Below are 11,597 nucleotides of genomic sequence, written 5' to 3'. Positions count from 1 at the left end.
GTCGCGGTCGGGGTGAAGGTGACGCTGACCGTGCAGGAGGCTCCCGCGGCCAGGGTGGTGCCGCAGGTCTTGGTCTGGGCGTAGTCACCGGTGGTGGCGACCGTGCCGAGCGTCGCCGACGCGGTGCCGTTGTTGGTGATGGTGACGGTCTGTGCCGGGCTGGTGCTGGCGACCGTTCGGGCGGCGAAGGCCAGGCTGGTCGGGGAGGCCGACAGGGACACGGTCTGGACGGGGCCGCCGGTGCCCGGGAAGATCTGGAACTCCGCGATCTGGGCCGCGCTCCAGCCGGTGTTGGCGGTGATGTTGAGCCGGACCTGGCGCACGGTGGCGGAGGTCAGGGGGATGGTGACGGTGTTGCCGGTGGAGGGGTTGAAGGTGTAGCCGGCCGAGGACTTGAGGGTGGTCCAGGTGGAGCCGTTGGTGCTGCCCTCGACCGACAGGGTCTGCGTTCTGGTCGCCCACGCGGCCGGCGGCGGCAGTTTCAGGGTGATGGAGCCGATGCTCTGGGTGGAGCCGAGGTCGGCCTGCAGCCACTGCGGGAAGGCGCCGCCGGCCTCCCAGTAGGTGGCGGTGTTGTCGTCATTGGCATTGCCCGGCGGGAACCCGCCGTTGGAGCTGCCGGCGGTCATCGTCGCGCCGAGCGCCAGGTTGGTGGTCGAGCTGACGCCACTGCCGGACAGGCCCACCGACAGCGGGCTGTTCGGGTCGTTGCTGGCCACCGTCAGGGTGCCAGGACGGCTGCCCGAGGCGGTCGGGGTGAAGGTGACGCTGACGGTGCAGGAGGCTCCGGCGGCGAGGGTGGTGCCGCAGGTCTTGGTCTGCGCGTAGTCACCGGTGGTGGCGACCGTGCCGAGCGTCGCCGACGCGGTGCCGCTGTTGGTGATCGTCACGGTCTGCGCCGGGCTGGTCGTGCCGCTCTGACGCGCTCCGAAGGACAGGCTGGTGGGGGAGGCGGTGAGGGCGACGCCGTTGGTGCCGCTGCCGCTGAGGCTGACGGTCACCGGGCCGCCGGGGGCGCTGCTGGCGAGGGTGAGCGTGCCGGTGCGGGTGCCCGTCGCGGTCGGCCTGAAGGTGACGTTGACCGTACAGGTCGCGCCCGCGGCGAGGGAACTGCCGCAGTTGTTGGTCTGGGTGTAGTCACCGGTGGCGGTCACCGAGCTGATCGGGGCCGCCGTGGTGGCTCCGTTCGTGATGGTGACGGCCTGCGCCGAGCTGGTCCCGCCGACCTGGAGGGCCGGGAAGGACAGGCTGCCGGGGGAGCCGGACAGGCCGCCCGTGCTGCCACCGCCGCCGGGGTAGATGTAGTTCGGCGCCGGCCAGGTGCCGGTGCAGGTCGTGGAGGTGGGGCTCCAGCCGGTGTTGCCCGTGCCGAAGACGGGCGTGAAGCTCGTGCCGACGCAGTTGTGGATGGCGACGCCCGCGCCGATGTGCGCGGCCTTGACGTTGTTGAACGTCATGTTGGCCCCCGACTGGGCCTGGATCATGTAGGTGCCGGTGCCGTCGATGTTGACGTTGTTGAAGTTGACCGTGCTCGTGCTGCCCTCGATGACGTGGATGGCGGCGTAGGAGCTGTCCAGGATGTCGGTGTCGGTGACGTTGATGGTGGCGTTGACCGGCTCGTTGAGCCCGCTGAACCAGATGGCGCCGACGCCGAAGTGCCAGTTGAAGTCGTTGTTGCCCGCCCGGAGCAGGGTGTTGCGGGCGACGGTGTGGGTGCCGGCGACCGCGGTGCCCTGGCCGGAGTTGACACCCGGATAGCGGTTGGCGATGTGGATGCCGCCGCCGTTGCTGATGGTGTCGGCCACCACGTTGTCGGTGATCTGGATGTCCCTGCCGCCGTACGTGACGATGTTGTTGGCCAGCAGCGTCACGCCGACGGTGTTGAAGGTGAACTTGTTGTTCACGTTCGGGATCCGCTCGGGCCACATGGCCAGGCCGTCGTCACCGGTGTTGCGGACGAACGTGTTGGTCACGGTCGAGTTGGTGACCCCGGTGTGGAAGTTCACGCCGTCGGCGGTCTGGTCGAGGATGCGGCTGTTCTTGATGGTGAAGTTGTTCATCGGGCCGTCCATCCAGGCCCCGACCTTGGTGTGCTGCATCCACACGTTGTCCACGACCGAGTCGGTCATGGCGCCGCCCAAGGCGTTGATCTGGTCGTTGTCCTCTCGCTCCATGACCTCGCCGATGATGGCGAAGTCCTTGAGCGTGACGTTGCGGCTCGGGCCGCCCGCCTCGTGGGAGCGGATCTCGCCGCCGTAGCCGCCGCCCTGGACGTACTTGCCGTAGACGCCGACGCCCCTGTTGCGCTGGGTGGGGTGGCGTCCGCCGAGCACGCTGTACCAGGGACCGGCTCCGCGCAGGGTCACGCCGTCGACGACCACGTGGTCGTAGAGGTTGTAGGTGCCCTCGGGGATCCAGACCTCCTTGGCCTGCGCCTTGCCGGCGTTGACCGCGGCCTGGAAGGCGGCCGTGTTGTCGACGCCCGTGTTGTTCTTGATGGCGCCGAAGTCGTCGACCGACAGCGAGCCCGAGGGCCGGGTGATCGGGTCGGGAACGACCTCGAAGTCGGCTAGGTCAACGGTGATCGGGATGCCGCCGGTGGACTGGACGCGGACCTTGGCCCCCGCGGCGAGCGTGGACCCGAACAGGGTCCGCGTCTCGTCGTAGAAGTGGTGGGGGTTGGTGTCGCCGGGGTTGTTGTTGAACGGATAACCGCCGTAGTACCAGCCGTACTTCGAGGTGAGGGACAGGTCCTTCAGGTGTGCGCCGTTGACCCGGAGGTCGGCGGTGGTGTTCTGGCCGGTTCCCGAGCCGCTGTCCGGCACGCTGTAGCGCAGTGACATCCCGTTGGCCGGCCTGGTGAGCGTGAACTCCACGTACTCACCCGAGGAGTCGAGGGTCACCGCCCTGCGGCCGGAGGCCTCGGAGGGGAGGTGACCATAGATCCTGTCGGGGCCGATCACCTGGCCTGAGGTGAGGGCGTCTTCGGCTTCGATCTCCACGAAGGGCACGGTGGCACCGCGCCCCGCGAAGTCGAACGGGGAGTCTGCTCGCGCGGCGGCCGAGGCGGAGGTGGCCGGTATGCCGGCGAGCCCTCCCGCTGTCAGCACCACGACAGTGGCAATCGTCCAGGCCTTAAGCCTGCCGGACTTTTTCATCGACTGACCCTTCAATCCTGCGAAGAGCCGGACGCTTCGCGGTCAGAGACACACAGACCGGTGGTGCCCGGGGGGGTACCCACACCTTAAAATGACAGACAGATGTCTGCAAGGTTTCAGCTGTTCTATGAAATGTATCGACTGCGTTGCGTTCTTTCTCTTACCGCAATTTCCCTGCAAAGGTCTGTCCGACCCTGGAAGCCGCTTGCGCCACAGTGAAAGTGGCAGTCCGAAAAAATCACTCGGCGGTGTCATCGTCGGACCCCTGTAGTGGCGATCGAGGCGCTGTCTCCCACGGCAGGCGGGTCGTAGGGTCGCCTGGGAAAAAATGGGTACTTTGACCCCACATGTCGACTCTTGACACCGGGGTTTTTTGAGTTCACGCTGTTGCGTATAGCGCTTATCGTTCCGTCTTACGAAACCGGGGTTGGTAACGATGATCCCTGCGTGCCCCCTGGCGGCCCTCCCACGGGGTGAGGCCTATCGACTCGACGTCGAACCGCCCATCGCCCTCTTCCACACCGAGGACGGCGAGATCTACGCCATAGACGACACCTGCACGCATCAGGACGCGTCGCTCGCCGATGGGTGGCTGGAGGGCTGCGAGGTGGAGTGCCCGCTGCACGCCTCACGGTTCGATCTGCGGACGGGAAGGGTGGACGCCCCGCCGGCGAAACTGCCGGTCCGCACCCACCGGGTGGTGGTCGAGGACGGAACCGTCTACGTCGTCCCATCGGAGGAGCCTCCCAACCTGCCGCCCGGCATCCGCGCGGGGACGGCGTGAGGTCGATCGCCGTCGTCGGCGCCTCGCTGGCGGGCCTGTCTGCCGCCCGCGCGCTGCGCGGCCAGGGGTTCGAGGGGCGCCTGACGCTCATCGGAACCGAATCGCACCGCCCCTACGACCGGCCGCCCCTGTCGAAGGAGTTTCTCGCCGGGCGGATGAGCGAGGCCGACCTGGCGCTGGAGGCCGACGACGAGGACCTCGGAGCCGAGTGGAGGCTCGGGGCGACCGCGACCGGTCTTGATCCGAGCGACCGCAGGGTGCTCCTTGACGACGGCACCTCGGTGCGAGCCGACGGGATCGTCGTCGCGACCGGCGCCTCCGCCCGCACCCTGCCCGGAGGCGGCGGCCTCGGCGGGGTCCACACCCTGCGCTCGCTCGACGACGCCCGGGCCCTGCGCTCCGACCTCGTCAAGGGGCGGCGTCTCGTGGTGATCGGCGCCGGTTTCATCGGGGCCGAAGTAGCGTCGACGGCTCGTGATCTGGGACTCGACGTGACGGTCGTCGAGACGGCCCCGACACCGTTCGCCGGCGCGCTCGGCGCCGAGATGGGCGCCGTGGTGGCCTCGCTCCACGGTGACCACGGAGTCCGCCTCATCTGCGGTGTCGGCGTGCGAGGGCTCCTGGGAGCGGGCCGGGGGCTTGCAGGAACGGACCGGGCGGACGGTGTACAGAGGTCTGAGGGAGCGGGCCGGGTGGATGGCGCGAGTGGGCCCGAGGGAGTGGATCGGGTGGAGGGCGCGCGTGCGCCCGAGGGAGTGGATCGGGTGGAGGGCGCGCGTGCGCCCGAGGGAGCGGACCGGGTGGAGGGCGCGCTGCTCGACGACGACCGGATCCTGCCCGCGGACGTCGTGCTCGTCGGCATCGGCGCGCGGCCCAACGTCGAATGGCTGGCGGGAGCGGGCTTCCAGCTCACCAACGGAGTGGTGTGCGACGCCGGGGGAGCCACCGGGGTGCCCGGGGTCGTCGCCGTCGGCGACTGCGCGGCGTGGTTCGACCCCGCCATGGGATACCACCATCGCGTCGAACACTGGACCGGGGCGCTGCGACGGCCCGCCGCGGCGGCGGTCACGCTGCTCTCCGGTGGGGCGACCGCGCCCGATCCTCCCAGCTCGCCGTACTTCTGGTCCGACCAGTACGGCATGAAGATCCAATTTGTCGGTCACGCGCGCCCGGGAGACACGGTCACCGTGGAGGAGGGTGACGTGGCCGACCGCAGTTTCCTCGCCGTCTACCGGCGGCAGGATCGGCCGGTCGCGGTGCTGAGCCTGAACCAGGTCCGTCTGTTCACCCGCTGGCGTCGCCGGCTCGACGCCGTCCCGAATCGTACGGATTCCACCCTGAGGAGCGAACTGTGAGCACGCGAAGCCTGCCCCCCAGCGTGATCTCCACCCTGCCCGGCGGTTACTACACCGATGAGGGCGTCTTCGCCTCGGAGCAGGCGCGGATCTTCGAGTCGATGTGGTTCTGCGTCGTCCGCTCCTCCGACCTGGGGAAACCCGGCGCCTTCAGGACGGTTCAGGTGGGGCGGGAGAGCGTCCTTGTCACCCGGGCCAGGAACGGTTCGATCCGCGCCTTCCTCAACGTGTGCCGCCACCGGGGAGCCCGGATCTGCACCGAGGAGTCCGGCGAGGTGAAGCGGGCGTTCCAGTGCCCGTACCACGCCTGGACCTACGACCTCGAGGGCAAGCTGATCGCCGCCCCGAACCTCACCAAGATGCCCGACATCGACCGGGTCGAGTTCGGGCTGGTGAACGTCCACGTGCGGGAGTGGCTGGGCTACGTGTGGGTGTGCCTGGCCGATGAGCCGCCGTCGTTCGAGGCGGACGTGACCGGCGAGGTGGTGACCCGGCTGGGCGACGGGGACCTGATCAAAAACTACGACATCGAAAACCTCGAGGTGGGGCGCAGGATCGTCTACGACGTGAAGGCGAACTGGAAGCTCATCATCGAGAACTTCATGGAGTGCTACCACTGCGCCACCATCCACCCCGAGCTCACCGAGGTGCTTCCCGAGTTCGCCGACGGCTACGCGGCGCAGTCCTTCGTGGGGCACGGCGCGGAGTTCGGCGAGGAGATCCAGGGGTTCACGGTCGACGGGTCGGAGGGGGTGGACCGCATCCAGGGCGTCAGCGAGGACCAGGACCGCCGCTACTACGCGATCACCATCAAGCCGCAGGTGTTCATCAACCTGGTGCCCGACCACGTGATCATCCACCGGATGTTCCCCCTGGCCGCCGACCGGACGATCGTCGAGTGTGACTGGCTGTTCCGTAAGGACGTCGTGGAGGGCGGCAAGGATCTCGGCCCGTCCGTCGAGCTCTTCCACCGGGTCAACGTGCAGGACTTCGACGCGTGTGAGAGATGCCAGCCGGCGATGAACTCCCGCGCCTACGCCGGGGGCGGGGTCCTGGTGCCGAGCGAGCACCACATCGGGGCGTTCCACGACTGGGTGCTCGAAAAGCTGGGATGACGTCCGTGTGATCGGGAGGGCGACGTCCCGCGACCGGAGGAAGCGCGGGGACGCCGGAAAGGTCCCGCGACCGGAGGAAGGCGCGGAGAAGATGATGCCTCTCGACCGGAGCGAGGCGCGGGGACGTCACCGAGGGCGTCGTTGGCCGGCTCAGCCGACGTAGCCCAGGCGGTGGCTGATGTCCTCGGCCCCCGCGATCAGGGCAGGGGCGAACTCGTGCATCCGCTCCTCGCTGAAGCGGTAGGCGGGACCCGAGGCGCTGACCGCGGCGACGACCTCTCCCTCGTAGGAGCGGATGGGCGCCGCGACGGCGTTCAGCCCGATCTCGAACTCCTCGACGGTGACCGCGTAGCCCTTGCCGCGAGCCTCGTCGAGCTGCTTCTCAAGGACGGGGAGCGAGGTGATCGTGTTCGGGGTGTATTTCTCGAAGCCCGCGGCGTCGAGCAGCTGCACCCGGTACCGGTCGTCGAGATGGGCCAGCAGGATCTTCCCGCTCGACGTGGCGTGCAGGGGGGTGAGCTGCCCGACCCAGTTCTGCGTGGTGACCGCCGCGGGTCCGCGCACCTGGTCGAGGTTCACCGCGTAGTGGGATCGCAGGACGGCGAGGTTCACCGTCTCGCCGATCTCCTCGGCGAGACGACGGCAGACGGGACGGCCCTGCTGGGTGAGGTCCATCCGGGCGGCCACGCCGCCCGCGAGACGGACGATCCCGAAGCTGAGCCGATATTTCCCGCGGTCCTCGGCCTGCTCGACCAGCCCCCGGGACTCCAGTGCCCCGAGCAGCCGGAAGGCGGTCGACTTGTGGACCGCGATCTCCAGGGCGATCTCGCTCACTCCTGCCTCACGGCGCTGGGAAAGGATTTCCAGAATGCTGATGGCCCGGTCGACGGACTGGACCCCCCCGTTGCTGTCGGTGCGACCACCGGTGGAATCGTTGCCCATAGCGGGACTGTAAGCGCTGTGAGGAACATGCGTCCATGGAGGGGCAACAATCTTGGTTGCGAATAGCACAACAGATTGCGCTATTCGCTACGATTAGCGGCATTAATCTTGCTTGAGCGAGACGAGGCATACATGTACGACTTCGTCATCGTTGGGGGCGGATCTGCTGGAAGCGCCCTCGCGAACCGGCTGTCCGCCGACCCCTCCAACCGAGTGCTGGTGCTGGAGGCCGGTCGCCCGGATTATCCGTGGGACGTCTTCATTCACATGCCGGCCGCGCTGCCCTTCCCCATCGGCAGCCGCTTCTACGACTGGAAGTACGAATCCGAGCCCGAGCCGTACATGAACGGCCGCCGGATCTACCACGCCCGGGGAAAGGTGCTGGGCGGTTCCAGCAGCATCAACGGGATGATCTTCCAGCGGGGCAACCCCATGGACTACGAGCGCTGGGGCGCCGATCCCGGCATGGAGACCTGGGACTTCGCCCACTGCCTGCCGTACTTCAAGCGGATGGAGAACTGCCTCGCCGCGGATCCCGACGATCCCATGCGGGGGCACGACGGACCTCTCACGCTCGAACGCGGGCCCGTGCGCAATCCGCTGTTCGCGGCCTTCTTCGAGGCGGTGCAGCAGGCCGGATATCCGCTGACCGATGACGTCAACGGATATCGCCAGGAGGGTTTCGCCCGTTTCGACCGCAACATTCGCCGGGGACGCCGGCTGTCCGCCGCCCGGGCCTATCTGCACCCCGTGAAGAAGCGTCCCAACCTCGATATCAAGACGCGGGCGTTCGTCACGAAAATCCTCTTCGAGGGAAAACGCGCCGTCGGCGTGGAGTACAACGGCCAGACGGTCCGCGCGGGCGAGGTCATCCTCTGCGGCGGCTCGATCAACTCGCCGCAGCTGCTCCAGCTCTCCGGGGTGGGCAACGCCGCGGAGCTGGGCGCTCTCGGCGTCGACGTCGTGCACGACCTGCCGGGAGTCGGGGAGAACCTGCAAGACCATCTCGAGGTCTACATCCAGTATGGCTGCAAGCAGCCGGTGTCGCTGCAGCCCGCGATGAAGTGGCGCAACCGGCCGTGGATCGGCGCGCAGTGGCTGTTCACGCGCTCCGGGCCCGGAGCGACCAACCACTTCGAGGCCGGCGGCTTCGCCCGGAGCAACGACGACGTCGACTACCCGAACCTGATGTTCCACTTCCTGCCCATCGCCGTGCGCTACGACGGCTCCGCGCCCGCGGGCGGGCACGGCTACCAGGTGCACATCGGGCCGATGTACTCCGACGCGCGGGGCTCGGTGAAGATCAAGAGCACGGATCCCCGCGTCCACCCGGCGCTGCGGTTCAACTACCTGTCCACCGAGCAGGACCGCAGGGAGTGGGTGGAGGCCGTCCGGGTCGCTCGCGACATCCTGACCCAGAAGGCCATGGACGAGTTCAACGAGGGGGAGCTGTCGCCGGGACCGGAGGTCCGGACGGACGAGGAGATCCTGGACTGGGTCGCCAAGGACGGCGAGACCGCGCTGCATCCCTCGTGCACGGCCAGGATGGGTGTCGACGACATGGCCGTCGTCGATCCGCTGTCCATGAGGATCCACGGCCTCGAAGGGATCCGCGTCGTGGACGCCTCGGTCATGCCGTACGTGACCAACGGCAACATCTACGCGCCGGTCATGATGGTGGCGGAGAAGTCCGCCGACCTGATCCTGGGCAACACCCCGCTCGCGGCCGAGCACGTCGACTTCTACCGGCACCGCAACAGTCCGAGCCGGTGACCGTTTGGCAAGGTAGGGGTCAAGGAGCGGTGCGTAGCCCGCTTAAAGTTGTGCCATGAGCAACGAGTTGGAAAAGGACGGCGCCGCGGTGCAGTCCGTCGACCGGGCGCTGTCCGTCCTCGCGTTGCTCGCCCGGCACGGAGACCTGGGGGTCAGCGAGCTCGCCGCGGAGCTGGGGGTTCATCGGTCCACGGCGTTCCGGCTGGTCATGACGTTGGAGATGCACGATCTGGTCGAGCAGACCGCCGACCGGGGAAAGTATCGGCTGGGTGTGGGCGTCATCCGGCTCGCGGGTGCCACGACCGCCAGGCTTGACGTGGTCCAGGAGAGCCGTGCCATCGGGGAGAGGCTCGCGGCGGCGGTCGGCGAGACCGTCAACGTCGCCATCCTCGACCGCGACGAGGCGCTTTACGTCGATCAGATGGCGGGCCCCTCGGCCCTCCAGGCCTACAACTGGGCGGGCCGGCGCGTGGCGCTGCACGCCACCTCCAACGGCAAGGTGCTGCTGGCCCACGCCCCCGCCGGACGTCTGAAGGAGCTGGCCGCCGGGCCGTTGCGGTCGTTCACGGAGCGGACCGTCACCGACGTCCGGCGGCTGGGGGAGGAGCTCGACGGCGTCAGGGCGCGTGGCTACGCGATCGCCGTCGACGAGCTGGAGATCGGCCTCACCGCGGTGGCGGCGCCCGTCTTCAACGTCGAGGGTGTCGTCGTCGCCTCGATGAGCGTGTCGGGCCCGACCTTCCGGCTTCCCGCCGAACGACTTCCCGAGGTGGCAGGGCAGGTGATGGCGGCGGCGGAGCGAATTTCCTCACGGCTCGGCTGGCACGGTAATGAAAACGGCAGACCCTTGACTGCATGAACACAAAGGGTCGATTCTGTTCCTCGTTAAGCATTCCAGTGCGTGATACGCAACGGATCATGCGGTAACTCGGAAGGACGGCTCGTTCGTGACAGATCTCTATCTGGGTGGCAGCTGGAGGGATCCTGTCGCGGGCGGGCGCAGGGAGATCCGTTCCCCCGCCGACGGCAGCTTGGTGGCCACGGTGGCCGAGGCCACCAGGGCCGACACGGAGATCGCGATCTCCGAGGCGCGCAAGGCGTTCGACGAGGGCCCCTGGCCGACGACCCCGGAGCGCGAGCGCGGGGCCCTGCTCCTGCGAGTGGCGGACCTGCTCGAGCGCGACAAGAAGGACTTCGCCCGGGCCGAGTCGCTCGACACCGGAAAGCGGCTCGTCGAGAGCGAGTACGACGTCGACGACGTGGTGGCGTCCCTGCGCTACTTCGGCGGCATCGCCGGGACCGAGGCCGGCCGCGTGGTCGACACCGGCCGGGACGACGCCATCAGCCGGGTGGTCTACGAGCCGGTCGGCGTGTGCGGCCTCATCACGCCGTGGAACTACCCGCTGCTGCAGACCTCCTGGAAGATCGCTCCCGCGCTGGTCGCCGGAAACACCTTCGTCCTCAAGCCCAGCGAGCTCACGCCGTCCACCGCGATCATGCTCATGCGCCTGCTGGAGGAGGCCGGCCTGCCCCCGGGCGTCGCCAACCTCGTACTGGGCGCGGGCGCCGAGGTCGGTGCGCCCCTGGCCGAGCACCCCGGCGTGGACATGGTGTCGTTCACCGGCGGCCTGGCGACGGGCCGGCTCATCATGGCGTCGGCGGCGAAGACCGTGAAGAAGGTCGCCCTGGAACTCGGCGGCAAGAACCCCAACATCGTCTTCGCCGACGCCGACTTCGAGACCGCCGTCGACTTCGCGCTGACCGCGGTCTTCCTCCACTCCGGCCAGGTCTGTTCCGCCGGCGCCCGCCTGCTGGTGGAGGACTCCCTGCACGACGCCTTCGTCGACGAGGTGGTGCGCCGGGCCGGCCGCATCAGGCTCGGCGGACCCTTCGACCTGGAGGCGGAGACCGGTCCGCTCATCTCGGCCGCTCATCTGGCCAAGGTGGAGGACTACGTCGCGGCCGGAGTCGCCGAGGGGGCGGTGCTGCGCTGCGGCAGGCAGCGGCTCCCCGGGAAGGGCCACTTCTACCCGCCAACCGTGCTGGACGAGTGCCACCGGGACATGCGGGTGGTCCGCGAGGAGTCCTTCGGTCCCGTCCTCACCGTCGAGCGTTTCATCGGCGAGGACGAGGCGGTCCGCCTCGGCAACGACACCGACTACGGCCTGGCCGGAGCGGTGTGGACGCAGGACGCGGGCAAGGCGCAGCGGGTGGCCAAGCGCCTCCGGCACGGTACGGTCTGGATCAACGACTACCACCCCTACGTCCCGCAGGCGGAGTGGGGCGGGTTCAAGCAGTCAGGTGTCGGTCGTGAGCTGGGGCCGACCGGCCTGGGCGAATACCGCGAGATCAAGCACGTGTGGCAGAACGTCCGCCCTCAGCCGCAGCGGTGGTTCCGCGGCTGAGGGGAAAGTCCCCCAACAGGACGGCTTCCGTAGACGGATCTCCACGAACGGACCCCCATCCCAGA

The 11,597-nt window shown here is 68.5% G+C and carries 8 protein-coding genes; 6 read left to right on the top strand and 2 right to left on the bottom strand.

Annotation, left to right across the window (positions count from 1 at the left end; all coding sequences use genetic code 11):
* On the bottom strand, positions 1-3,158 hold a 3,158-nt coding region (locus CHC08_RS37965; protein WP_143653510.1), incomplete at its 3' end, for a choice-of-anchor D domain-containing protein.
* Positions 3,159-3,594: 436 nt separating this feature from the next.
* Here CHC08_RS37965 and CHC08_RS37960 point away from each other — a divergent pair.
* Genes CHC08_RS37960 through CHC08_RS37950 form a run of 3 tightly spaced genes read left to right on the top strand, consistent with a single transcriptional unit; the run spans position 3,595 to position 6,412 of the window.
* Entirely contained in the window at positions 3,595-3,942 is a 348-nt protein-coding gene (locus CHC08_RS37960) for a bifunctional 3-phenylpropionate/cinnamic acid dioxygenase ferredoxin subunit (protein WP_089212218.1), read from the top strand.
* Positions 3,939-5,297, top strand: a complete 1,359-nt coding sequence (locus CHC08_RS37955; RefSeq protein WP_089212217.1) for an NAD(P)/FAD-dependent oxidoreductase — start codon at positions 3,939-3,941, stop codon at positions 5,295-5,297. The genes CHC08_RS37960 and CHC08_RS37955 overlap by 4 nt, the downstream gene beginning before the upstream one ends.
* The gene (locus tag CHC08_RS37950) at positions 5,294-6,412 is read left to right on the top strand and encodes an aromatic ring-hydroxylating oxygenase subunit alpha (RefSeq protein WP_089212216.1); all 1,119 of its coding nucleotides are present in this window, start codon (positions 5,294-5,296) and stop codon (positions 6,410-6,412) included. The genes CHC08_RS37955 and CHC08_RS37950 overlap by 4 nt, the downstream gene beginning before the upstream one ends.
* Before the next feature lie 150 nt (positions 6,413-6,562).
* On the opposite strand, the gene CHC08_RS37945 is transcribed toward CHC08_RS37950, so the two are convergent.
* Complete coding sequence (locus tag CHC08_RS37945; protein WP_089212215.1) at positions 6,563-7,354, bottom strand: IclR family transcriptional regulator; 792 nt, start codon at positions 7,352-7,354, stop codon at positions 6,563-6,565.
* Between the two features lie 108 nt (positions 7,355-7,462).
* Here CHC08_RS37945 and betA point away from each other — a divergent pair, with 108 nt between their 5' ends.
* From betA to CHC08_RS37930, 3 genes are all read left to right on the top strand, one after another.
* On the top strand, positions 7,463-9,127 hold the full coding sequence (gene betA / locus CHC08_RS37940; protein ID WP_245878812.1) for a choline dehydrogenase: 1,665 nt from the start codon (positions 7,463-7,465) through the stop codon (positions 9,125-9,127).
* 55 nt (positions 9,128-9,182) lie between these two features.
* Positions 9,183-9,986, top strand: coding sequence for an IclR family transcriptional regulator (locus CHC08_RS37935; RefSeq protein WP_089212213.1), 804 nt, complete (start codon positions 9,183-9,185; stop codon positions 9,984-9,986).
* Between the two features lie 88 nt (positions 9,987-10,074).
* Positions 10,075-11,532 carry an aldehyde dehydrogenase family protein gene (locus CHC08_RS37930; RefSeq protein ID WP_089212212.1) on the top strand — a complete coding sequence of 486 codons (1,458 nt, stop codon included), beginning with the start codon at positions 10,075-10,077 and terminating at the stop codon, positions 11,530-11,532.
* The last annotated feature ends 65 nt before the right edge of the window (positions 11,533-11,597 follow it).

Origin of the sequence: Streptosporangium subroseum (genome assembly GCF_900188345.1) — a bacterium.
In the GTDB taxonomy this organism is placed as follows: domain Bacteria; phylum Actinomycetota; class Actinomycetes; order Streptosporangiales; family Streptosporangiaceae; genus Streptosporangium; species Streptosporangium subroseum.
The sequence above is the reverse complement of the archived record's forward strand: the minus strand, read 5'-3'. Positions and strand labels throughout refer to the sequence as shown.

What these genes read in the sequence shown, in the direction of transcription:
- CHC08_RS37960 (WP_089212218.1), top strand. Translation starts at nt 3,595, where the DNA reads ATGATCCCTGCGTGCCCCCTGGCGGCCCTCCCACGGGGTGAGGCCTAT.
- CHC08_RS37945 (WP_089212215.1), bottom strand. Translation starts at nt 7,354, where the DNA reads ATGGGCAACGATTCCACCGGTGGTCGCACCGACAGCAACGGGGGGGTC.
- CHC08_RS37935 (WP_089212213.1), top strand. Translation starts at nt 9,183, where the DNA reads ATGAGCAACGAGTTGGAAAAGGACGGCGCCGCGGTGCAGTCCGTCGAC.